Origin of the sequence: Mesorhizobium erdmanii USDA 3471 (genome assembly GCF_000472705.1) — a bacterium.
GTDB classification, from domain to species: domain Bacteria; phylum Pseudomonadota; class Alphaproteobacteria; order Rhizobiales; family Rhizobiaceae; genus Mesorhizobium; species Mesorhizobium erdmanii.
Genome location: NZ_AXAE01000017.1, coordinates 127,364 through 151,209, shown reverse-complemented (window position 1 = coordinate 151,209; position 23,846 = coordinate 127,364). Strand labels below are relative to the sequence as shown.

Here is a 23,846-nt window from a genome sequence, read left to right as displayed (position 1 = left end):
TCAATAAAAAATAATCTCCCCGCAAAAATCGGGAACGGCATGCCTAAAATCGGAATGGAGCCACTGCGCCGCAAAGCGCTTATCGACGCGACGATCTCGGCGATCGGCGAACGCGGCTCGCTTGACGTGACCATGTCCGAGATCGCTGGGCGCGCCGGCGTGTCCTCGGCGCTTGCCCATCACTATTTCGGCGCCAAGGACGAGCTGCTGTTGGCAACGATGCGGCACATACTGGCCGAGCTGACCACAGACATGCGCCGCGCCCTGCAATCCGCCACGTCGCCGCGCCAACGCGTCTCGGCCGTGGTCGCCGTCAACTTCTCCGACATCCAGTTCCAGCCCGAAACCATCGCCGCATGGCTCGCCTTCTATGTCGAGGCGCAGAAGTCATCGGCGCTTCGCCGGCTGCTCAGGGTCTATGCGCGGCGGCTACATTCGAACCTGATGAGCGGCCTGACCGGCATCCTGCCCAGGGCCGAGGCCGACCGGGCCGCCGAAGCGACGGCGGCGATGATCGACGGGCTCTATATCAGACGGGCGCTGAAGGACGGCGTACCCGACGCCGCGACGGCGATCGCGCTGGTCGAAGATTATCTCGAAACCAAACTCGGCGGACGGCATCAACAGTGACAACCAAGCGACCCAATTTCCTGATCGTCATGGTCGATCAGCTCAACGGGACTTTTTTTCCCGATGGGCCGGCGGATTTCCTGCATACGCCAAACCTCAAAGCGCTCGCGGCGCGGTCGGCACGTTTCAGGAACAACTACACCGCCTCGCCGCTGTGCGCGCCGGGCCGGGCCTCGTTCATGAGCGGCCAGTTGCCTTCGCGCACCGAGGTCTATGACAACGCCGCCGAATTCGCCTCGTCGATCCCCACCTTTGCCCATCATCTGCGCGCCGACGGCTACCAAACCGTGCTGTCGGGCAAGATGCATTTCGTCGGACCCGACCAATTGCACGGCTTCGAGGAGCGGCTGACCACCGATATCTATCCCGCCGATTTCGGCTGGACGCCGGACTACCGCAAACCCGGCGAACGCATCGACTGGTGGTATCACAATCTGGGCTCGGTGACCGGTGCCGGCGTCGCCGAAATCTCAAACCAGATGGAATATGACGACGAGGTCGCCTTCCATGCCGTGCAGAAGCTCTACGACTTCGCCCGCGTCTCCGACGATGCCGCGCATCGGCCCTGGTGCCTGACCGTCTCCTTTACCCATCCGCACGACCCCTATGTGGCCCGTCGGCAATATTGGGACCTCTATCAGGACTGTCCCGCTCTGGAGCCTGAGATTGGCTTCATCCCCTACGACAAGCAGGACCCGCATTCGCAGCGGCTCTACAAGGCTTCAGACTACGACAGTTTCGACATCGCGGCCGAGCAGGTTCGCCGCTCGCGACGCGGCTATTTCGCCAACATGTCCTATCTCGACGACAAGGTCGGCGAATTGCTGTCGGTGCTCGAGCGCACGCGCATGCTCGACGACACGATCATCCTGTTCTGCTCGGACCATGGCGACATGCTCGGCGAGCGCGGCCTGTGGTTCAAGATGTGCTTCTTCGAGGGCTCGGCGCGGGTGCCGCTGATGATCGCCGGCAAGGGCGTGCCGGCCGGGTTGATTACCGCACCGGTCTCCAACCTCGATGTGACGCCCACGCTGTGCGACCTGGCCGGCATCGACATGAGCGCCATCGCGCCATGGACCGATGGTCAGTCGCTGCTGCCGCTACTCGAAGGCAAGGAACGCACCGCACCGGTGCTAATGGAATATGCGGCCGAAGGCTCCAACGCGCCGTTGGTGGCGATCCGCGACAGCCGCTACAAGTTCATCCACTGCGAGATCGATCCGCCGCAACTCTATGATGTCGAATCCGATCCGCACGAGTTGAACAACCTCGCCGCCGATCCGGCCCATGCGGATCTGGTGGCGGCTTTCCTGGAAAAAGTCCGCGCACGCTGGGACATGGCCACCTTCGACGCCGCCGTGCGGGCCAGCCAGGCACGGCGCTGGGTGGTCTATCCGGCGTTGCGAAACGGCACGCACTACCCCTGGGAGTTCCAGCCGCTGCAGAAGGCCTCGGAGCGCTACATGCGCAACCACATGGATCTCAACGTGCTCGAAGAGCAGAAACGCTTTCCGCGAGGCGAATGATGGCAGACCTTCTCGTCCCCTCCCTCGATCATCTCAAACAGGCCTATGCCGTCACCTCCCGGGCGACGCAGATAACGCCTTTGCTGGAATCGGCTGCACTCGCCCGAGAGACCGGTGCGGCGCGCGTCTTCATCAAGCCGGAATCGCTGCAATGGGCAGGGTCGTTCAAGATACGCGGCGCTTATTGGCGGCTGAAGCGGCTTTCGGCCGACGAGGCCAGGAAGGGCGTCGTCGCCTACTCCTCCGGCAATTTCGCGCAAGGGCTGGCCGCCGCCGGCCAGGCGCTCGGCATTCCGGTCACCATCGTCATGCCGATCGATGCGCCGGCCGCCAAGCGTGACGCGACCGCCGGCTATGGCGCGCGCGTCGTGCTGACCGACCATGGCGAGCGCGCGCGCGAAGAGGTCGCCGCCGCCAAGGCGCGCGAGATTGCCGAGACGGAAGGTCTGGCCCTGCTGCATCCCTTCGACGATCCCGAGATCGTCGCCGGCCAGGCGGGGGCCGGGCTCGAAGCGCTCGACCAGCTCGAGGCCAAGGACGCCCACGCGGACCTGCTGTTCTGCTCGGTCGGTGGCGGCGGGCTGATCGGCGGCGTTTCGCTTGCCTTCCACTACCTGTCGCCCGCCACCGAGATCATCGGCGTCGAGCCGGAGGGTTTCAACGGCATGGGTTCGTCGCTGGCACATGGAAGCATCGAGACGATGCCGATCGGCCCGAAATCGATCTGCGACGGGTTGATGTCGCGACGGCCGGGAGACGCCCCGTTCGCCGCGGTCAAGACCGCCGGTGTTCGCGGCATCACCGTCGACGATCAATCGGTGCGGCGGGCAATGAAGATAGCCTTCGAGCGGATGAAGCTGGTGCTGGAGCCGTCAGGGGCTGCGTCGCTGGCGGCGCTGCTCGGTGGCAAGGTGGACGTGAAGGGCAAGACCGTCCTTGTGGTTGCAACTGGCGGCAATGTCTCGCTCGCCGATTTTATGGCGCATATGAACCATGCTTGAAGCGGATTTCGTCATCATCGGCTCCGGCTCGGCCGGCTCGGCCATGGCCTATCGCCTGTCGGAGGACGGCAAGCATTCGGTCATCGTCATCGAGTTCGGGCGCAGCGACATGGGACCGCTGATCCAGATGCCGTCGGCGCTGTCGATTCCGCTCAACATGAGCCTCTACGACTGGGGCTTTGCCAGCGAGCCGGAGCCGCATCTCGGCGGCCGCGTGCTGGCGACGCCGCGCGGCAAGGTGATCGGCGGCTCGTCCTCGATCAACGGCATGGTTTATGTGCGCGGCCATGCGCGCGACTTCGACCATTGGGCCGAGCAAGGCGCGACAGGCTGGGGCTTCGCCGACGTCCTCCCCTATTTCAAGCGCATGGAAGACAATGACGGTGGCGAGGATGGCTGGCGCGGACATGGTGGCCCGCTGCATGTGCAGCGCGGCTCGCGCAAGAATCCGCTCTACGGCGCCTTCGTCGAGGCGGGCCGCCAGGCCGGCTTCGAGCTGACCGACGACTACAACGGCTCCAAGCAGGAAGGCTTTGGGCCGATGGAGCAGACCATCCATGGCGGCCGCCGCTGGTCGGCAGCGAGCGCCTATCTGAAGCCGGCTCTCAAACGCAGGAATGTCAGCCTGGTCAAGGGTTTCGCCCGCCGGGTGATCATCGAGAATCATCGCGCCGTCGGCGTCGAAATCGAAGCTAACAAACAGATTCAGGTCGTTAAGGCGCGACGTGAAGTGATCGTCGCCGCGTCGTCTATCAATTCGCCCAAAATCCTGATGCTGTCCGGCATCGGGCCAGCCGAGCATTTGCGCGAAAACGGCATCGCCGTCGTCGCCGACCGGCCCGGCGTCGGCCGCAATTTGCAAGACCATATGGAACTCTACATTCAGCAGGAATCGACCAAGCCGATCACGTTGAATTCGGTGCTGAACCCGTTCTCGAAGGCGCTCATCGGCGCGCAGTGGCTGTTCTTCAAGTCGGGTCTCGGCGCCACCAATCATTTCGAGGCGGCGGCCTTCGTGCGCTCGCGCGCCGGTGTCGACTATCCCGATATCCAGTACCATTTCATCCCGGCCGCGGTGCGCTATGACGGCAAGGCAGCCGCGAAGTCGCACGGCTTCCAGGCGCATGTCGGACCGATGCGGTCGAAATCACGCGGCTCGGTGACGCTGCGCTCGCCGGACCCGCAGGCTAAGCCGGTGATCCGCTTCAACTACATGTCGCATCCGGACGACTGGACCGAGTTCCGCCACTGCATCCGGCTGACCCGCGAAATCTTCGGCCAGTCGGCGTTCGACGCCTATCGCGGCAAGGAGATCTCGCCGGGCAGCCACGTCCAGTCGGACGACGATCTCGATGTCTTCATTCGCGATCATGCCGAAAGCGCTTATCATCCCTGCGGCACCTGCAAGATGGGCCGCGCCGACGACATCATGAGTGTCGTCGATCAGGAATGCCGGGTCATCGGCGTCGATGGCCTGCGGGTCGCCGATTCCTCGATCTTCCCGCGCGTCACCAATGGCAATCTCAATGCGCCATCGATCATGACTGGGGAGAAGGCGTCCGACCACATTCTTGGCCGCACACCGCTGGCGCCGTCCAACCAGGAACCATGGATCAATCCGCGCTGGCAGGCGTCGGACAGATAGGACATGATCCGCCTGACAGAGTGAACCGCCCATTTTGGGGGCGCAGATCATTTGGAGACCTCCCATGCGCGCCCAGCCCACGGCATCGCACTATGTCAACGGACGCTACATCGACGACGAACAAGGCGCGCCGCTGCCGGTTATCTACCCGGCAACCGGCGAGACCATCGCCATGTTGCGTTCGGCGACGCCGAATGTGCTCGAACTCGCCATCGAGGCCGCCCGCGCCGCACAGCCCGCCTGGGCGCGGCTGAAGCCGGTCGAGCGCGGGCGCATCCTGCGCCGCGCCGCCGACATTCTGCGTGCCCGCAACGCCGACCTCGCCCGCATCGAGACGCTCGACACCGGCAAGGCGATCCAGGAAACGCTGGTGTCGGATGCACCTTCCGCCGCGGACTGCCTTGAATATTTCGGCGGCGCCGTCGCCGCCTACAATGGCGAAGCGGTCGATCTCGGCGGGCCCTTCGCGTACACGCGGCGCGAGGCGCTCGGCGTCTGCGTCGGTATCGGCGCCTGGAACTATCCCATCCAGATTGCAGGCTGGAAATCCGCCCCGGCGCTCGCCATGGGCAATGCAATGGTGTTCAAGCCGTCGGAAAACACGCCGCTGTCGGCCCTGGCGCTGGCCGAGATCTATAGCGAGGCCGGCCTGCCGGACGGGTTGTTCAACGTCGTGCAAGGCTATGGCGATGTCGGCGCAGGCCTTGTCGGACATGATGTCGTCGCCAAGGTCTCGGTCACCGGCTCGGTGCCGACCGGGCGCAAGGTGCTGTCGCTTGCCGGCTCGAAGATGAAGCACGCCACCATGGAGCTCGGCGGCAAGTCGCCGCTGATCGTCTTCGACGACGCCGATATCGAGAACGCCATCGGCGGCGCCATGCTCGGAAATTTCTACTCCACCGGCCAGATCTGCTCCAACGGCACGCGTGTCTTCGTGCAGAGTCGCATCCACGACCGCTTCGTCGAACGGCTGGTAGAGCGGACGAAGAAGATCCGCATCGGGGATCCGCTCGACCCCGAGACGCAGATGGGACCGCTGGTGTCGAAGGCGCAGCACGAGAAAGTGGTTGGCTATATCGAGGTCGGCAAGCAGGACGGCGCTGTTCTGGCCTGCGGCGGCAACGTGCCCTCGCTGCAGGGGTTTGACGGCGGCTTCTTCGTCGAGCCGACGGTGTTCACCGGCGTCACCGATACCATGCGCATTGCGCGCGAGGAGATTTTTGGGCCCGTCATGAGCGTGCTGAAATTCGACGGCGAGGACGAGGTGATCGACCGCGCCAACGACACCGAATTCGGCCTCGCCGCCGGCGTCTTCACCCGCGACCTGCCGCGCGCCCACCGTGTCATTGCCGAACTGCAGGCTGGTACCTGCTGGATCAATGCCTACAATCTGACGCCGGTGGAAATCCCCTTCGGCGGCTTCAAACAGTCAGGCATCGGGCGCGAGAACTCACTTGCCGCGCTGGCGCTCTATTCGCAGCTGAAGTCGATCTATGTCGAGACCGGGGATGTGGCATCGCCTTACTGACTGGGCAAACGGACTCTTTCTCCATGGCTACGGCTAGCGAGCGCGCCAGGGGGCGCTGGGCCGACTTACTTATCGCTAGTCGACTACGGCGGAGGTAGTCGAACTGAGGACCACCATGCGAAAAGTTGTCTTGATCATGACCATGTCGATCGACGGATATGTGGTGGGGCCGGAAGGAATGCCGACGGGCGGTTCTCCTGAACCGGCAGAACTCAAGCGCTGGAAACTGGATCGCATACGTCGCGCTGGAACACACATCATGGGGCGCGTCAGCTACGAGGAAATGGGGCCGTACTGGCAAAAATCGGACGATGCGTATGCCGAGCCTATGAATGACATCCCTAAGGTCGTCTTTTCGAAAACCCTGAAGGAGGCGACGTGGCCAGATTCCACTATTGCGAAAGGTGATCTACACGAGGAAATCTCTAGATTGAAAAAACAGCGCGGCGGCGAAATCATCGCATGGGGTGGCGCAGGTTTCGCTCAGGCATTGTCGAAGGCAGGGCTGATAGATGAGTACGTCATCCTGACTCGGCCAGTCGCCTATGGCGGTGGCAAACCCCTATTCAGCGGTTTGGCGGCCGCACTCACGCTGAACGTCCTCGTGACAGCCGCTTACGACAATGGCACCATGCTTCGCGTCTACGCCCCCGGCTGAACCAGCTTATCGCGCAGGCATCGTCTCACCTTTTCTCCGTCGTCCCATCCAGATACTGCGTCAGCGCGCAGACCAGATGGTAGAAGATGCTGGCGGGCACGTCCGACGCCAGCGAGCGGCCGCGTTCGTCGATGCGGTCGATCCACAGGCCGAGCGGCGCCGGGTCGATGTGCCAGCGGAACAGTCGGCCGACGCGTTCCTCGATCTCCGGCTTGAGATCAGGTCCGCCCGAGCCATCCAGCGCAATTGCCGCCTTGACCGCTTCGGCCTGTGGCCAGCTGCGCGAGATCAGGTCCAGCGGCAGCCCCTGCCGGGAGACGGCGCCATAGGCAAGGCCGGTGGCGCGGTTGAGGCCATTGGCGACGGCCGAGGCATAGAGTTTCCTGGCGAAACCGCTCAGTTCGGCCTGACCGCTGCGGCCGGCGAAATCGACCAGAAGCGAAGCCCATTCGAAGTGATGGCCGGGCTCGGTCCAAGTCCCCTTCTCGCCGGCTGACGGCTTCCATTCGTCATCGAAATATTCGCCCAGCGTCCAGCTCTCCCAGTCGAAGAAATGGCTGCGGAAGAGATCGATGATGCGCGCCGCGCGGCGCAGATGGGTACGCTCACCGGTTGCCTGGTGCCAGGCCAGGAAAGCTTCGAGCAAATGCATGTGCGGGTTGGAGTGCCGCTCGCCCTCCCCGTCCGATGTTTCGAGGAAGCCGGTCATGCGATGATCCTCGAGATGCGCATCGAGAAAGGCGAAGGTCTCCTCGCCGAGCCGCGAGGCATCCGGATTGCCCGACATATGCGCATGCGCCAGCGCCAACAGCACGCAGGAGTGATCGTAGGCATCCTCGGTTGCGTCGGCGACCGAGCCGTCGACATTCAGCGTGCGTACCCAGCCGCCATTATTGGTGCGGCCCTGCCTGGCCATGAACTCGATGCCATGGCTGATCAGCCGATCGGCCGGACCATCCCAGCCGTGCGCCCGGGCGACGGCGAAGGCATAGACCTGTCTCGCCTGTGTGCGCATGCGCTTGGGCTTCATCAGCGGCGAGGCATCGAAACCCAACGCCTCATAAAAACCGCCATGGCGTTCGTCGACGCCTGATGTCGACCATAGCGGCAAGGTCTCCTGGAACAGCCAATGACGCACGCGCCGCCGCCAGGCGCCGCTTTCGATGACGCGGTCATGCGCCGGCGTGAACCTGGTTTCCAGCCGGCCCGACTTTTCGAGCTGCTCGACAATCTTCTTGACGTGTTGGCTGTGGCTGACCGGTGCGACGAAAGTGGCGTCGGCGGTTGAGACGATGGCGACGTCCTTCATGCCGATCGCCGACAGCAGGCGACCGTCGCTGCGGATGTAGGAGTTTTCGCAATCGATGGCGACGACATCGCCGACAATGACATTGCCCTGATCATCGGCGGGGCCGACATCGAGCAGCGACTGCCAGGAGCCGAGATCGTTCCAGCGGAAGCTGGCCGGCACCATGGCGATGTCTTTTGCCTGCTCCATGATGGCGTAGTCGATCGAGTTCGACGGGATGGCGGCGTAGAGTTCCAGCGGCATGTAGAGGCCGGAGAGGTCCGATGTCGCAGCCTTGTAGGCGGCCTCGGTGGCCCGCCAGATGTCGGGCTGGAAAGCCGCGAAGGCGTCGCGCATGGCGCCGGCCCGAAACAGGAAAATACCGGTGTTCCAATAGAAATTTCCGGCCTGGAGATAGCTTTGCGCGGTGGCAAGATCCGGCTTTTCGAAAAAGCGCGACACGTCGAAGGTGCCGCCGCTTTCGGATGCGACCTCGATATAGCCATAGCCTGTCTCGGGCTGTGTCGGTTTGATGCCGAACACCACCAACTGGCCGGCGCGCGCCGCCTCGGCACCGGCCTCGACGCTCTGCCAGAATTGGCGCGCGGTGGCGATCTCATGGTCCGACGGCACCACCAGCACCAGGCTATCGCCGAATTCGGACAAAGTGCGCAGGGTCGCCAGCGCGACGGCGGCGGCGGTATTGCGGCCGATCGGTTCGAACAGCGGACCACCACCGGCGAGATCGAGGCCGGCAAGGTCGGCATGGACACGGTCGGCATGGCGCTCCGAGGCGATCAGGAAGATCGGTGTTTCACCGCCCGACCTTGCCGTCAGCCGGCGCAAGGTCTTGGCCAGCATGGAGCCGTCGCCGGACAGATCGTGGAACTGCTTGGGATTGTCCTCACGCGACAGCGGCCAAAGCCGCGAGCCGACACCGCCGCTCATGACAAAACTGACAATTCGCTGGGTCATTTCGGTCTCGCTCGGAAGCCTCTTGGTGCCCGGTTGCTAGCACACAAGCCTTAAGCGGTGTTAATCCGATTGGCCGTGCACTGCGATACCATCCATACTTGCGGGAAAAGGCGACGAAATGCGACAGAAGGGCTGCCATTGCCGCTTGCAGGAATGAAGTGTGGCGGCTATAAGCCCGCCGACTGGTCACGGAGTGTAGCGCAGTCTGGTAGCGCACCTCGTTCGGGACGAGGGGGTCGCAGGTTCAAATCCTGCCACTCCGACCAGAAAAAACAGACACTTAGCTTCTGTTTCTCCCGATACCCAAGAGATTTTGGCCTGTGGTTGGCGGACGGCGAACACCCCTCCGTTCTTGCGTCACTTGGACATCGCGATCGTCACATCTTCCCGGAATTGATCCAGGTGGTTCAATGGCTATGATGCAGCCAGTGAAACGGGCGAGCCTGGTGCGGACATGAATTGGACCTCGACAAGAGCCTCGACACCCGTTCTCGCGGTTGTGTTGCTTGCCGCTACCGGCTGCTCATCGCTCGGCCGGACGATCAATCCGGCCAAGTACGACAGCATGAGTTGTACCGAGCTCAACAGTGCGCTGGGCGAAAGTGCCGGCGAAATCTCGCAGACCGCCATCACCCGCGGCAAGGTCGCCAACACCAGCGTGCCGCGCTGGCTGCTTGGCGGCTCGCGCGTAAAGACAGCGGTCGCCAATCGTGAAACCGCCAGGATCGATAGACTTAAGCAGCAGCAGGATGCCATCGCCGCCGCGCGAGCGCGCAAATGTCGGGGGTCAGCGGGCTGAGCTAACGGACGCCACGGTGATCGACAAAGTCTCCGCCATCGTGCCGGTTTTTCAACTGAACGTTGGAGCGTCGACTGGCTAGATCCGGCCGCCACTATCGGAGGCCGAAAAAGCTCAGTATCGCTATCACGATGACCACCGCTCCAACGAGCCAGATAATGTTGTTCATGATCTCTCTCCCTGTTGCCTGAGGAAGCACGCGCCTCTGGCGGAGGACGCGGGCCGACCAGCTTTGCTCGCTGATCTGCAGCGGACAGCAGACGCGTGCCGGCTGTGGGAATAGAACTGTTAGGCACACCTAATGTTCCGTCGTCCGACAAGATCAACCAGACGTCTGGCTCTTGGCTACATCTTTGGGAGAACCCGGAACCAATGGCACCGGCGGCAGTTTATCCAAGGAAGGGCTAAATAAGGCAGTGGAGAAATTGCAATGAAAACAATGATCATGTGCGCCTTGGCGCTTTCCCTGGGATTGCCGGCCGTGGCTTCGGCGGCTGAGGCCGATGTGGTTATCAGGACCCACCATCGTCACCACCACCAAGTCAGGATCATCAACGAGGAGGGACAGCGCCTGCATCACCGTCATCACGGCACGATTGCTTTCTACGATCACGGCCGCCGTCATCATCACCGCCGCGATACAGTCGTGGTCACGAGTTCCGTCTCCGCACACCATCACCGCCATCCAGTGGTGATCGACAACGGCGGCTACTGATCAGCGGCCGCCGGCCCGGCTCCTTACTGGAGCCGGGCCGCCTTGGCCATCTTGTCCGAAGTGATCTCCCCACAGATGCGTTCGGAGAGACGCTTTGAAGCCCTTGGCCGGATCTGCAATCTCTTGGAGATTTCGCAACGCGTTCGATTGCTAAATCCGTGCCACCTCGTCGGCTGTCGTGAAATTCCGATCGGTCGGCCAATCCTGACACACCATTACTTGTAGCGTGGACTTACCTGCTTGGGTGCCCGTCAAAAGCAGAGGGTTCGCTCGCCGTTCAAAAGCGGCGAACGAACCCTATCGGCGCAGGAAGGGACGTGGCTGCGCCAATTATAAATCTGCGTTATGGGTTCTCCTGGGTGCTAGCCGAGGACTATTCCAATCGCCATCAAGGTTATGGCGACCGCGAAGACCGGCGCGAGCAACCAACGCGCCTGGCCAACACTCTTTTCCATCGGCTTCCTCCCACGAAACTTGTAGCCGACAACGGTGACAAACACCGGCTGTTCCGCATGCCGCCGGTGGCAAGACCATTGCTTTTTTGCGATCAGACTTAGGTCCCAAATTCTGCCCGACCGAAGTCCAGTCGATGGAACGTTTCGATCCCGTCCTAGTTCGGTTGATTGGACGCGAGAACAGTCCCCGAGGACAGTCAAATAACGCGGAAATGGACGAGTATCATTATGTCGAATCGTGAGACCGCAAGATCCCATGCCCTAGGGACGCGCGTAGCTGACCTCAAGACCAGGATGCAGAAGGCTCGCATCAGCGAGAGCGAAATCAAGACCTTCCAAAAAGTCGCGGCCATCATGCAGGACGGTCAGGGCGGCATTGATGGGGACGATCTGATCGCCGCGTCATTCGTTGCCGACAAACAGTTGGACGAGAGCAATTCCTGATCATGCGAACAATCAGCAAGCTTTTTGATTCGCATGCCGAAGCGGCACGGGTTGCTGGAGACCTAGTGGCCGTTGGTGTTCCTCGCGTGCAGATTGCTGTTATCGGGCCCTACCAGGACGAGGTCGGCATTCTAAGATCCCCGGGTGTCATCCTTGGTGCTGTCGGTGCGGTGTTGGCCTGCCTGAGCGCCATGATCGTTTACGGCGGACTATCGGCAACAGCACTGATCTGGGCGGCCTGCGGCGGCGGTGCCGGCGGCTTCCTCGGCGCCTGCATCACCGCCGCCACGAAGCTGGATGACCGCAGCGTCGCCGAGCGGATCGTCTTGGTGACGGCGCATGTCGATGAACACGAGACTGACATTGCTCAAGCAGTGCTCGGCGGTTGCGCTCCCCGCGCATTCATCGCCGAAGCAGCATGACCATTGGCCAGCGGCCGACGAAAGGCCGGCCCAGGCGCGAATCCGCGAGATCGGCGGGCAGAGCAAACGGACGCCGCAAGCGACGTTTCACGCGCTCAGCCGGAACCGCGTCACATCGATCGCGGCATTCATCAACGTCTGTGTGTAGGGCGCTTGCGGATTGCTGAAGATCGCCTCCGTCGGCCCCTCTTCGACGATCTTGCCTTGCTTCATGACGATGATGTAGTCGGCCATGGCGCGCACCACGGCGAGGTCGTGGCTGATGAAGAGGTAGGACAGTTCGTGGTCCGCCTGCAGTTTGCGCAACAGTTCGACGATCTGTTTCTGCACAGAACGGTCGAGTGCGGAGGTCGGCTCATCCAGCACGACCATTTTGGGTTTCAGGATCATGGCGCGGGCAATGGCGATGCGCTGGCGTTGCCCGCCCGAGAATTCATGCGGATAGCGGTTGCGGGCGTTGGGATCGAGGCCGACTTCGCGCAAGGCCTCGACCGCTCGCTGATCGCGCTGTTTGGCTGAAAGGTTCGGCTCATGCACCAGCAGCCCTTCGGTGATGACCTGGCCGACGGTCATACGCGGCGACAGCGAGCCGAACGGATCCTGGAAGACGAGTTGCATCTGGCGCCGCAGCGGCCGCATCGCCTGCCGGTCGGCAGTGGAAATGTCGCGATCACCAAAACGGATCAAGCCATCGCTCGGCAACAGCCTCAGCAAGGCACGGCCGAGCGTCGATTTGCCCGAACCGGATTCGCCGACGATGCCGATGGTCTGGTTACGCTGCAGCCGGATCGAAATGTCATCGACGGCACGCAGCATCAGCGGCTCGCCGGCCAGAAACCCACCGCCGATCCTGAAGGTAACTTCGACATTCTTGCCTTCGAGCACCACGGGGGCATTGGCGGGCGGCGGCGCCTTGGTCCCGGTCGGCTCGGCCGCCAGCAGCATCTTGGTGTAGGCATGCCGCGGGTTGGCGAAGATCGCTTCGGCCTCGCCCTCCTCGACGACCTCGCCCTGGCGCATGACATAGACCCGGTCGGCGAAGCGCCGGACGATGCCGAGGTCGTGGGTGATGAAGACGATGGCCATGCCGAGCTTGCGCTGCAGTTCGGCGAGCAGCATCAGGATCTGCGCCTGGATGGTCACATCGAGCGCCGTCGTCGGCTCGTCGGCGATCAGGATGTCGGGGTCGTTGGCGAGCGCCATGGCGATCATGACGCGCTGACGCTGGCCGCCGGACATTTCGTGCGGATAGGATTTCATCCGCCGCTCGGGGTCCGGAATATGCACGAGCCTTAAAAGCTTGAGCGCCTCTTCGCGTGCCTCGGCGGCATTCAGTCCGCGATGCCGGCGGATCGGTTCGATCAGCTGATTGCCGATCGAATAGAGCGGATCGAGCGACGTCATCGGCTCCTGGAAAATCATGCTGATCTTGGCGCCACGCACCTTGTTCAGGTCGGATTTGCTCAGTGTCAGCAAGTTGCGGCCGCGATAGTCGACATGGCCCGTCGCCTCGCCGTTCGAGGCCAGCAGGCTCATCGCCGCCATCATCGTCTGGCTCTTGCCAGAACCGGACTCGCCGACGACGGCAACGGTCTCGCCCGCATTGACGTGGATGTTGATGCCCTTCACCGCCTCGACCGCGCCGTCGAGCGTGCGGAAGCGGACGCGCAGATCCTTGACGTTGAGGATCGTTTCGGGAGTGGCCATGTCAGCGGTTCCCATCTTTATCGATCCCCATCTTTATCGATCTCTTGGATCAAGCGCGTCGCGCAGGCCGTCGCCGACGAAATTCAGGGCGAACAGCGTCGAGACGAGGAAGAAAGCAGGGAACAGAAGCAGCCAGTTGGCGGTGCCGATGTTCTTGGCGCCGACCGAGATCAGCACGCCCCAGCTGGTCATCGGCTCCTGCACGCCGAGGCCGAGGAACGACAGGAAACTTTCCAGGATGATGACCTGCGGTACCAGCAGCGTCATGTAGATCACCACCGGGCCGAGCAGGTTGGGGATGACGTGGCGCAGCAGGATGCCCCGCTGGCCGACGCCCATGGCTTCCGCCGCCTGGACATATTCCTGGCGGCGGATCGACAGCGCCTGGCCGCGCACGATGCGCGCCATGTCGAGCCACAGCACCGCGCCCACGGCCAGGAACATCAACACGAAGTTGCGGCCGAAGAACACCACCAGCATGATGACGAAGAAGATGAACGGCAAGGAATAGAGCACGTCGACGATGCGCATCATCACCTCGTCGACCTTGCCGCCGGAAAAGCCGGCGGCAGCGCCATAGATCACCCCGATCACCACCGCCACGACACCGGCGAGCAGGCCAATGGCAAGCGAGATCCGCCCGGCCATCAGAGTGCGCGAGAGAAGATCGCGGCCGGTGTTGTCGGTGCCGAAGAGGAAATATTGCTGCTTGACCGATGTGCTCATCGTCACCTCGAGCCCGTCGGGTGATTTGCTCTCGATCTTGGTGTCGTCAAAGGCATCGGAACGGTCGAGGTAGCGGATGTTGCGATCGTCGATCGGCTTGGTCGAAGTGACCGTGACCGTGACGCGGCTGCCTTCCTGATGCCACTCCTTGAGGTCGACCCGCATGCGCTTGATGGCGTCCGTGAGCGCGCCTTGGATCATGTCGGGCTTAGGATAGGCCGACAGGCTTGGCGGCATGCGGACATAGTCGGCATAGATGGTGGTGTATTGATGCGGCACGAACCAAGGCCCGAACACGCTAATGACGGCGACAAAGGCGAGGTAGTAAAGGCTGAACATGGCGGCGCGGTTGGCCTTGAGACGCGCCCAGGCATCGCCCCAGAGCGAGCGGCCAACGATGGCGGGAGCCGCGGCGGCTGTGATGTCAGTCATAGCGCACCCTCAATCATAGCGAACTCTGGGGTCGACGACCGCGTACATGACGTCGACGATCAGGTTGAAGACGATGGTGAAGATGGCGATCACCACCACCGTCCCCATCACCAGCGTGTAGTCGCGGTTGAGCGCGGCATCGACGAAATAGCGGCCGACGCCTGGAATGGAGAAAATCGTCTCGACGATGACGGAACCGGTCAAAAGGGCTGCTGCGGCAGGGCCGGTGAACGAGACGATCGGCAGGACGGCCCCGCGCAGCGCGTGCTTGACCACCACCGACCAGTCTGAAAGGCCGAGCGCGCGCGCCGTCCGGATATGATGGGAGCGTAAGCTCTCGATCATCGAGCCGCGCATGAGACGGGCAACGATGGCTATCTGCGGCAAGGCAAGCGTCAGCACCGGGCCAACCTTGTTGATGAAGGCGCCATCGCCCCAGCCGCCGATCGGCAGCAGCTTCCAGGTCAGCCCGAACAGGAGCTGGATCACCGGCGCGATGACGAAGGTCGGGATGGTGCTGCCCGCCGTCGCCAGCGCAATCACCGTATAGTCGCCAAGCTTGTTCTGGTTGAGCGCGGCAATAGTGCCGAGCACTGAACCGATCAGCAGCGCCAGGATCAGGGCCGAGGCACCGAGCTGGACGGAAATGGGCAGACCCTTGGCGAACAGTTCGGTGACGGTAAAGTCCGGCATGTTGTAGCTCGGGCCGAAATTACCGCGCAGGAGATTGCCGAGATAATGGACATATTGCAGCCAGAGCGGATCATTGAGACCGAACTGGGCTTCAAGGTTGGCCTTGATCTCGGGGCTTAGCCCCCGCTCCTGGTTGAATGGGCCGCCTGGCGCGACGCGCATCAGGAAGAACGCCATCGTCACGATGACGAACAGCGTCGGGATGGCGGTCAAAAGCCGCCGGAATACGTATCGCAGCATCGGTGCCCCGCTTGATCCGGAGCACGTCCGTCCGGTTGGACCGACATGCTCCAGCCTTCAAATCTTCGCACCGGATTTTCCGAAAATCGATTGCGCTTCCCGGCCGATGCGATGGCAAACCAGCGCCGCCGCGCACTCGGTGCGCGGCGGCTTGGCCAGGGATCAGTCCTTGCTGACGAAACGCGACGGATGGATGTCCATCACGTTGTCGACGAAGCCATGCAGCTTCGAGGAAACGATGTCGTGGTAGCTGTAGTAGAGAAGCGGGATCTGGCCGACATCGTCGATGAGGATGCGCTCGGCCTCGGAAAGGTCCTTCATGCGCTCTTCAGGCTTACCGCCGGCGGCGGCAGCCTTGTCCATGGCCGCTTCGTATGCGGGGCTGTTGTAGTTCGAATAGTTGTTGCCGCTGGCCTTGCGCGTGATGCCGAGGAAAGTTTCCGGATCCTTGTAGTCGGCAATCCAGGCGGCACGCGCCACGTCATAATCGCCCTTCTGCTCAAGGAAGGAGTAGTGGGTCTTGGTGTCGGTGTTGAGCAGCGTGACGTCGACGCCAAGCGGCTTCAATTGTTCCTGGATCGCCACTGCCGTGTTCTTGTGGTTTTCCGAAGTGTTGTAGCGGATCTCCATCTTCAGCGGATGTTCGGGCGTGTAACCAAGCTTCTCGAGGATTTTCTTGGCGGCGTCCTCGCGGTCGATCTGCGGCATGTCGGCATATTTGGCCATTGCCGGTGTGTAGCCCTCGATGCCGGGAGGCACCATGGAATAGCCGGGCAGCATCGAGTTCTGCCAGACCTTTTCGGCGATGAAGTCGCGGTCGATCGCCATCGAGATAGCGGTGCGCAGTTCGGGGTTGTTCCACGGCGCCTTGTCGGTCTTGATCGCGTAATAATAGGTGCCGAGATACGGGCCGACGTGGATCTGGTCGCCGAACTTGGTCTTGAGATCGGCGAGCTGTTCGGTCGGCAGATCGTCATAGCTGTCGAGCTCGCCAGCTTCGAAGCGCTTCATCGCGGATGAGCGGTCTTCGGTCGGGATGTAGTTGACGACGTCGAACTTGACGGTCGCGGCGTCCCAGAATTTCGGGTTCTTGACCAGTTTCATGTGGTCGTTGGGAACCCATTCGGCCAGCGTATAGGCGCCGTTCGAAACAAGTTTGCCGGGTTTGATCCAGTCGGCGCCGAGCTTTTCGATCGAAGCCTTGCTGACCGGATACGTCGCCTGGTGGGTCAGCATCTCCAGGAAGTAGGGCGTCGGCGCCTTCAGCGTCACCTCCAGGGTGCTGGCGTCAATTGCCTTGACACCCATGTCCTCGGGCTTGCCCTTCTTTGTGTTTACGTCTTCCGCACCCTTCACCGGGTAGAGCATCGAGGCGTATTCGGCGCCAGTCGCAGGATCCTCCAGGCGATGGAAGGCATAGACGAAGTCGTCCGCGGTCACCGGGCTGCCATCCGACCACATGCCGTCCTTGCGCAGCTTGAAGGTGTAGACGGTGCCGTCATCCGATACCGTCCAGCTTTCGGCGGCGCCCGGAATGAGGTTGGCCTTCGCGTCTTGCATGACAAGGCCTTGGAACAGGTCGCGCAGCACATTGGCCTCATAGACCGTCGAGGTCTTGTGCGGGTCGACCGATTCCGATTCGGCGGAGGTGCCCCTGTTGTAGACGCTCTCGGCAAAAGCCGGCGTGTAGAATGCGCCGGCGGCTACGGCCATGGTGGTGGCGAATACCGTCGCCTTCAGCATGTTTTTCAGCATGAAGTTCTCCCTGTCGGCGCTGCCATCGGCGCGCCTTTGAGTGTTGACGCCCCGGAACCGATGCCTGGTTCCTTTGAGCGCGCCGCCGGTTCCCTCCGGCAGCTGGTGGCAGGAGACTAGACAGGAGGTAAGCTCTTTTCAACCGAGTACTGATTGACCCTAAGTCAATCCTTACAGTTGAAGAAGCAACAGCTAAATTAGAGCGACATTTCAACTGCACACATCCTCAGGTTGCGCCCGGAGTTTTCGCTTTCTGCATGCGAACTTTGGCATGCTGGCAGCATGGTTCAGAACCTCACTTCCAGGATCCGAAGGCGCGCTTTCCGAACAGACAATTCGGGAACCTCGGCGGTCGAATTCGCTCTGCTATCGCCGATCTTCATCCTTCTTCTGCTCGGAATGGTTGCATACGGCATCTATTTTGGTGCTGCCAGCTCGATCCAGCAGATCGCGGCGGACGCCGCCCGCACAGCGATCGCCGGACTGAACCAGAGCGAGCGGCAGACACTCGTGGCCAGCTACCTCACCAACAACGCCAGCGGATACCCCTTCGTGGATGCCACCAAACTGACCTACCAGGCCAATGACAGCGTGGCCGATGGAAGCCAGTTCGTGGTGTCCATCTCATACGATGCGCGCAACCTGCCGATCTGGAATCTCTTCCCGGGCATAGCGATGCCGGGGACCACGATCACGCGCCAGTCAACGATCAGGGTCGGAGGTATCTGAATGTTGCCGCGCGTGCGAACGGAGGTCGGCCGGATTGCCCGGCGCCTGCTGGCTGACAAGAAGGCGAACTTCGCCGTCATGACGGCCCTTATCGCACCGGTCGCGCTGGCGCTGGCCGCGGTGGCCATCGACGAGGCCTCCATCTACACCGAGCGCCGGCAAGCCCAGGCGATGGTCGATCTGTCGGCGATCACCGCCGCGTCGAACATGACCAATGTCAACACAGCGGTCGTCACCACGCTCACCGACAACGGCATGCCAGGTGTCGTCGTTCAAGCCTCGGGCCAGACCATTGCCCCGGCCGTCGGGAAAACGGTGGTGACGGTCACGCAAGGCCGCTATGCCTCAACGACCACCAATGTCACGCAGCGCTTCCAGGCGGGCGTGACACCTTACAATGCGGTGCGTGTCACGTTGGCGAAAATCCCCGCCCGCTATTTTGCCAGCTCGCTCATCCCCACTCCGGTCATCGGCACCCAAGCCACGGCCAGCATGACGCCGCAGGCGACATTCTCGGTCGGGTCGAGACTGCTCAGCGTCAATGGCGGCATCCTCAACGCTTTGCTGAGCGGGCTTCTCGGCGGCAATATCTCGCTCAGCGTCATGGACTATAACGGGCTGATCTCGGCCGATGTCAGCGCGCTTTCCTTCATCAGTGCGCTGGCCACACAGCTGAGCATCACGGCCGGTACCTATTCGGACGTGCTGGCCTCGAAGGCGACCGTCGGCCAGATCGCCACCGCCATGGCAAACGTGCCTGGCCTCGGCAATACGGCCAAGGTCGCCCTGCAGACCATCGCCTCCAAGTCGACCAGCACGGTCAAGATTCCGCTCAGCAGTCTTATCGACCTTGGCTCCGTCGGCAGCCTGGGCATCGGGCAACAGCCGGCCGGCCTCGGCGTCGACGCAAGCGCCATGGGAATGCTGACCGCCGCCGCTGTACTTGCCAACGGCACCAACCAGGCCGCCGTCGATCTCGGCGCCACCATTCCGGGATTGCTGTCCACCAAGCTCAACATCGCCATTGGCGAGCCGGCGCAATCCTCGCCTTGGCTGGCGGTCGACGGCATCGGCACGGTCGTGCGGACCGCCCAGACACGGATCAAACTGACGGCGTCAGTCGGTATAGGCACGCCCGGCATCGGAGGCGGCGTCAATCTGGTAGCCGTCAATCTGCCGCTCAATGTCGAAGTCGCCTATGCCGAGGCCAAGCTGACCGACATCACCTGTCCGACAGGACCTTCCAGCATCAGCGTCTCCATCGCCGCGCACCCGGGTGTTGCCCAGTTGAACCTGGCCAACAGCAACAATCCCTCCGGCTTCGCCGATTTCAGCCAGCCACAGACCTTCACCGATGCGGACATCGCCGATGTGAAGCTGCTGTTGATCCCGCTGATCCAGGTGATGGGTTCGGCCGCGACCGCCATCACCAACAACAATCCGCAAACCCTGACCTTCAGCGCGACCGATATCGCCAACAAGACGGTCAAAACCGTTTCGACGCGCAACATCTCGCAGTCGCTCACCACGTCGCTGGTCAACAACCTGTCGCTTTCGGTCAATGTGCTTGGTCTCGGCATCGATCTCACCGCCCTGCTTGGAACGGTCAAGCCCGCGGTGGTTGCCCTGCTCAACACGGTCACGGCGCCCGTCGACGACTTGCTCTACAATGTGCTGTCGGCTTTGGGTGTCGGTGTAGGCCAGGCCGACGTGCGCGTCACCGGGGCGACCTGCGGACGGGCGGTGCTGGTTCAGTAGGCTTTTCGGTCAGGCGAGCCGGCCAAGGAAAGAGCCAAGCGCGGGCAGTGACAGTGCGTTATTCTCGACAGCCGCGGCGCCTGCAATCGACGTCATGCTTCCGACATCGGCGGGCAGCGGCCAAGTCGCCGGCTCTCCAGCGAAATTGAATGCACAGAGCAGCCTTTCGCCGCCGCCTTCGCGGATGAAGGCGAGCACGTCGCCCTCGGCGTCGAGAAAGCGGATCGAACCGCTGACCAGTGCCGGATGGCGCCTGCGCAAGGCGAGCGTCGAGCGGTAGGCGGACAGCACCGATTGCTCATCGCCGTTCTGCGCATCGGCGGCGCGAGCGCGGTGGCTGGCCGGGACCGGCAGCCAGGGCTTGCCCGTCGAGAAACCCGCATTGTCGGCGCCGATCTCCCAGGCCATCGGCGTGCGGCAACCATCCCTGCCCTTCACGCCGGGCCAGAAGCGGATGCCGACCGGATCGCGCAGATCCTCATAGGCAAGCTCCGCCTCCTCCAAGCCCAGTTCCTCACCCTGATAGAGGCAGATCGAGCCGCGCAGGCAAGCGAGCAGCATGATCGAGAATTTGGCGACCGCGTCGGTTGCGCCGTCCGGCCGCGTCCAGCGGCTGACATGGCGCACCACGTCATGATTGGAGAACGCCCAGCAGACCCAACCGTCGGCGACGGCATGTTCGAAGGCCTCGACACAGCCGCGCACGTGCGCCGCCGAAAATTGCGAACCGAGCAGGTCGAACGTGTAGCACATCTGCAGCTTGTCGCCGCCGGAGGTATAGGCGGCAAGCGTCTGCAGCGAGCGCCCCTCGTCCCCGATTTCTCCGACGGCGGCGCGGTCCTCATACTCGTCGAGCAGCGCCCGGAAACGCCGGAGGAAAGCGAGGTTTTCAGGCTGCGTCTTGTCGAACAGATGCTCCTGATAGAGGTAGGTGTTGGTCTCGCCATTGGTGCCGGCGACGCTCGACGCCAAGGGCGGATTGCTGCGCAGCCAGCGGTCGTGGACATAGTAGTTGACGGTGTCGAGCCGGAAACCGTCGACGCCACGCTCGAGCCAGAAGCGCACCGTGTCCAGCAGCGCATCCTGGACCTCCGGATTGTGGAAATTCAGGTCAGGCTGCGATGCGAGGAAGTTGTGCATGTAATATTGCCGGCGGGTCGAATCCCACTCCCAGGAAGGACCCCCGAAGACGGACAGCCAGTTGTTGGGCGCGTTGCCGTCAGGCTTCGTATCGGCCCAGACGTACCAGTCGGCCTTGGGATTGTCGCGGCTGGCGCGGCTTTCGACGAACCATTCATGCTTGTCGGACGAGTGCGACAGCACCTGGTCGATGACGATTTTCAGGCCCAGCCGGTGCGCCTCGGCGACCAGCGCGTCGAAGTCTTCAAGCGAACCGAACATCGGATCGACGTCGCGATAGTCCGATACGTCATAGCCCATGTCGGCCATCGGCGACTTGAAGAAGGGCGACAGCCAGACGGCATCGACGCCAAGCGAGGCGATGTGGGCAAGCCTTGCCGTTATGCCCTTGAGATCGCCACTGCCATCGCCGGTCGTGTCCTGGAAGGAGCGCGGATAGACCTGATAGATGACGCAGCCGCGCCACCATTCGGCCTTCTGCCCGGTGTTGTCGTCGGCCATCACGAATCCTTCCCGGCGCGAGCCCCTCCAGACTGGCGCTCGATCATGAAACTCACGCTGCGCCCTGGCAGAGGCCGCGTCAGGTCGACCGTCTGCGTGGCAATCGCGGGACACCATTCAAAGCCTTCGCGCACCGGTAAAGTGAAGATGGACTGGCGGCGGTCGCCATTGATCATGACAGCCAGCCGGCCATCCGCCTGGCCCAGAACCATGACGAGGCGATGCCGGGCGGGGTCGTTCCAATCGGCTTCGGACAGTGCCACGCCCGCCTCGGTCAACCAGGCAACGTCGGGAATGCCGGACGTGTCGACTGGTTCGCCGGTCAGGAACCGCGTGTCCGATAACATGGGCATCGCGCGGCGAACATCGGCGAGCGCCGAGGCGTATTGCTCCAGCGCCTTGTCGCGCCCCGCCCAATCGAGCCAGGTAATCGCATTGTCCTGCGCATAGGCGTTGTTGTTGCCTTGCTGGCTGCGGCCGAACTCGTCGCCCGCGGTCAGCATGATGGTGCCGCGCGACGCAAATAAGGTGGCCAGCAGCGCCCGCTGGTCGTTGACGCGCGCCTTGGTGATTGCAGCGTCGTCCGTCTCGCCCTCGGCGCCATTGTTCCACGACAGGTTCTCATTGTGGCCATCGCGGTTCTGCTCGCCATTGGCCGCGTTGTGCTTGTGCTCATAGGCGACGATGTCGGCCAGCGTCATGCCGTCATGGGCGGCGATGAAATTGACGGCGCGGCTGCCCGGCTGACCGGCCCTACCAAAAATATCGGACGAACCGGCAAGCCGCGTCGCCAGTGCTCCAACCGCGCCGGCATCGCCACGCCAGAAGCGTCTGGCATCGTCGCGATAGCGGTCGTTCCATTCGAGAAAGCGCGCCGGGAAGTTGCCGAGCTGATAGCCGTCAGGACCGATATCCCAGGGTTCGGCGACCAGCACGCGATCGGCAAGCACAGGATCGCCGGCGATCGCCGCGAGCAAGGGCGCCGCGGGATCGAACGCGCCGTCAACGCGGCCCAGCACCGGCGCGAGGTCGAAGCGAAAACCGTCGACGCCGGCATGGCGGACAAAATGGCGGAGCGTGTCGAGCACCATGTCCCGCACCACCGGATGATCGCAGGCGACGGTGTTGCCGGTCCCGGTGTCGTTGACCAGCCTGCCGTCCGGCTGGTGCCGGTAGTAGGCCTGATTGTCGAGCCCGCGCAGCGACAGCGTTGGTCCCAGCCTGTCACTTTCGCCCGTGTGGTTGAAGACGAGATCGAGAATGGTGCCGATGCCGGCCTGGCGCAGGGCCGCTACCGTATCGCGCAATTCCGTCAATCCGCCTGGCGCCAGGCGTGGGTCGAGCGCCATGAAGGTCACGGGATTGTAGCCCCAGGCGTTGCTCAAGCCCAGCGGCGGTAGATGCCGCTCGTCGATTGACGCGGTCACCGGCATCAGTTCGACAGCGGAGACGCCGAGGCGCTTGAGGTGATCGATGGTTGCTGGGTGGGCCAGTGCGGCGATGGTGCCGCGCTGGGCTTCCGGCACATCAGGGTGGAGCTTGGTGAAGGCGCGAACGTTGAGTTCGTAGATCAAGCCACCAGGCTGGAACAAGGGCGGCTTGCTTGGCGGCGGTTCCGGCAGTGCCACCACGATCGTTTTAGGCATCAGCGGTGCCGTGTCGGCGCCTTCGTTACGCTTCGCGGCAAGCCGCCAGTGGTACTGATAGGGCCGGTCGACTTCGATGGCGTAGGGATCGCTCAGCAGCTTGTCGGGATCGAACCAGAACCCGCGCTCGGGCGCGTAGTCGCCGTCGGCACGAAAGCCATACCGCGTGCCCGCCGAAAGGCCGGAGACAAAGAGCGCATGCACCCCCTCGCCTTCCGGCTTCAGCTCCATCCGGTCGAGTTCGCGGTCTCCCTGCCCATCGAAGACCGAGACCCAGAGGCGGCGAGCCGACGAGGACCATGCGGCAAAGCGGATGCCTTCGGGGGTGATGGTGGCACCGAGGCGAGTCATGGGCGCCGGCCCTGAAACGAGGTGCGAACGCGAGAGGTTAGCCGGGGCCTGCCCCACTTCGTCATCCTAGGGCGAATCAGGA

General features: G+C 62.7%; 19 protein-coding genes and 1 tRNA gene. 13 read left to right on the top strand and 7 right to left on the bottom strand.

The window, feature by feature from the left end:
• Positions 1-39: 39 nt before the first annotated feature.
• From betI to A3AU_RS0114750, 6 genes are all read left to right on the top strand, one after another.
• Entirely contained in the window at positions 40-630 is a 591-nt protein-coding gene (gene betI / locus A3AU_RS0114775) for a choline-binding transcriptional repressor BetI (protein ID WP_027053532.1), read from the top strand.
• Complete coding sequence (gene betC / locus A3AU_RS0114770) at positions 627-2,156, top strand: choline-sulfatase (RefSeq protein ID WP_027053531.1); 1,530 nt, start codon at positions 627-629, stop codon at positions 2,154-2,156. The genes betI and betC overlap by 4 nt, the downstream gene beginning before the upstream one ends.
• Positions 2,153-3,157, top strand: coding sequence for a threonine/serine dehydratase (locus tag A3AU_RS0114765; RefSeq protein WP_032917389.1), 1,005 nt, complete (start codon positions 2,153-2,155; stop codon positions 3,155-3,157). Before betC ends, A3AU_RS0114765 begins: the two co-directional genes overlap by 4 nt.
• Complete coding sequence (betA, locus tag A3AU_RS0114760; RefSeq protein WP_027053529.1) at positions 3,150-4,802, top strand: choline dehydrogenase; 1,653 nt, start codon at positions 3,150-3,152, stop codon at positions 4,800-4,802. The genes A3AU_RS0114765 and betA overlap by 8 nt, the downstream gene beginning before the upstream one ends.
• 64 nt (positions 4,803-4,866) lie before the next feature.
• On the top strand, positions 4,867-6,330 hold the full coding sequence (betB, locus tag A3AU_RS0114755; RefSeq protein ID WP_027053528.1) for a betaine-aldehyde dehydrogenase: 1,464 nt from the start codon (positions 4,867-4,869) through the stop codon (positions 6,328-6,330).
• Between the two features lie 130 nt (positions 6,331-6,460).
• Entirely contained in the window at positions 6,461-6,988 is a 528-nt protein-coding gene (locus tag A3AU_RS0114750; protein ID WP_209444650.1) for a dihydrofolate reductase family protein, read from the top strand.
• Between the two features lie 25 nt (positions 6,989-7,013).
• On the opposite strand, the gene A3AU_RS0114745 is transcribed toward A3AU_RS0114750, so the two are convergent.
• Complete coding sequence (locus tag A3AU_RS0114745; protein ID WP_027053526.1) at positions 7,014-9,251, bottom strand: mannose-1-phosphate guanylyltransferase/mannose-6-phosphate isomerase; 2,238 nt, start codon at positions 9,249-9,251, stop codon at positions 7,014-7,016.
• Between the two features lie 189 nt (positions 9,252-9,440).
• Between A3AU_RS0114745 and A3AU_RS0114740 the strand changes: the two genes are divergently transcribed.
• The 5 genes from A3AU_RS0114740 to A3AU_RS0114715 all read left to right on the top strand — a co-directional run bounded on the left by A3AU_RS0114740 (position 9,441) and on the right by A3AU_RS0114715 (position 12,086).
• Positions 9,441-9,517: transfer RNA gene (locus A3AU_RS0114740), tRNA-Pro, on the top strand.
• A gap of 188 nt (positions 9,518-9,705) precedes the next feature.
• On the top strand, positions 9,706-10,050 hold the full coding sequence (locus tag A3AU_RS0114735; protein WP_027053525.1) for a hypothetical protein: 345 nt from the start codon (positions 9,706-9,708) through the stop codon (positions 10,048-10,050).
• A 430-nt stretch (positions 10,051-10,480) separates the two neighbouring features.
• Positions 10,481-10,765 (top strand): hypothetical protein, encoded by a 285-nt coding sequence (locus tag A3AU_RS0114730; RefSeq protein ID WP_027053524.1) that lies wholly within the window; start codon positions 10,481-10,483, stop codon positions 10,763-10,765.
• A gap of 749 nt (positions 10,766-11,514) precedes the next feature.
• Positions 11,515-11,664 carry a hypothetical protein gene (locus A3AU_RS0114720; protein WP_335335508.1) on the top strand — a complete coding sequence of 50 codons (150 nt, stop codon included), beginning with the start codon at positions 11,515-11,517 and terminating at the stop codon, positions 11,662-11,664.
• Between the two features lie 2 nt (positions 11,665-11,666).
• Positions 11,667-12,086: a hypothetical protein gene (locus A3AU_RS0114715; protein ID WP_027053522.1), complete on the top strand. Its 420-nt coding sequence runs from the start codon at positions 11,667-11,669 to the stop codon at positions 12,084-12,086.
• An 87-nt stretch (positions 12,087-12,173) separates the two neighbouring features.
• Here the strand turns inward: A3AU_RS0114715 and A3AU_RS0114710 are convergent, their stop codons facing one another.
• The 4 genes from A3AU_RS0114710 to A3AU_RS0114695 all read right to left on the bottom strand — a co-directional run bounded on the left by A3AU_RS0114710 (position 12,174) and on the right by A3AU_RS0114695 (position 17,639).
• Positions 12,174-13,793, bottom strand: coding sequence for an ABC transporter ATP-binding protein (locus A3AU_RS0114710; protein ID WP_027053521.1), 1,620 nt, complete (start codon positions 13,791-13,793; stop codon positions 12,174-12,176).
• A gap of 33 nt (positions 13,794-13,826) precedes the next feature.
• Positions 13,827-14,951: an ABC transporter permease gene (locus A3AU_RS0114705; protein WP_027053520.1), complete on the bottom strand. Its 1,125-nt coding sequence runs from the start codon at positions 14,949-14,951 to the stop codon at positions 13,827-13,829.
• Positions 14,952-14,960: 9 nt separating this feature from the next.
• Positions 14,961-15,884, bottom strand: a complete 924-nt coding sequence (locus A3AU_RS0114700) for an ABC transporter permease subunit (RefSeq protein ID WP_027053519.1) — start codon at positions 15,882-15,884, stop codon at positions 14,961-14,963.
• 162 nt (positions 15,885-16,046) lie between these two features.
• A complete protein-coding gene (locus A3AU_RS0114695; protein ID WP_027053518.1) occupies positions 16,047-17,639 on the bottom strand; it encodes a peptide ABC transporter substrate-binding protein in 1,593 nt (530 codons plus the stop codon).
• A 282-nt stretch (positions 17,640-17,921) separates the two neighbouring features.
• On the opposite strand from A3AU_RS0114695, the gene A3AU_RS01000000135450 reads away from it, so the two are divergent.
• Together A3AU_RS01000000135450 and A3AU_RS0114685 are read left to right on the top strand one after the other, a co-directional pair.
• A complete protein-coding gene (locus A3AU_RS01000000135450) occupies positions 17,922-18,368 on the top strand; it encodes a TadE/TadG family type IV pilus assembly protein (RefSeq protein WP_027053517.1) in 447 nt (148 codons plus the stop codon).
• Positions 18,369-20,126, top strand: a complete 1,758-nt coding sequence (locus A3AU_RS0114685) for a TadG family pilus assembly protein (protein ID WP_027053516.1) — start codon at positions 18,369-18,371, stop codon at positions 20,124-20,126.
• 9 nt (positions 20,127-20,135) lie between these two features.
• Here the strand turns inward: A3AU_RS0114685 and bglA are convergent, their stop codons facing one another.
• Together bglA and glgX are read right to left on the bottom strand one after the other, a co-directional pair.
• On the bottom strand, positions 20,136-21,767 hold the full coding sequence (gene bglA, locus A3AU_RS0114680) for a beta-galactosidase BglA (protein ID WP_027053515.1): 1,632 nt from the start codon (positions 21,765-21,767) through the stop codon (positions 20,136-20,138).
• The gene (glgX, locus tag A3AU_RS0114675) at positions 21,767-23,764 is read right to left on the bottom strand and encodes a glycogen debranching protein GlgX (protein WP_027053514.1); all 1,998 of its coding nucleotides are present in this window, start codon (positions 23,762-23,764) and stop codon (positions 21,767-21,769) included. The genes bglA and glgX overlap by 1 nt, the downstream gene beginning before the upstream one ends.
• Positions 23,765-23,846: the final 82 nt, after the last annotated feature.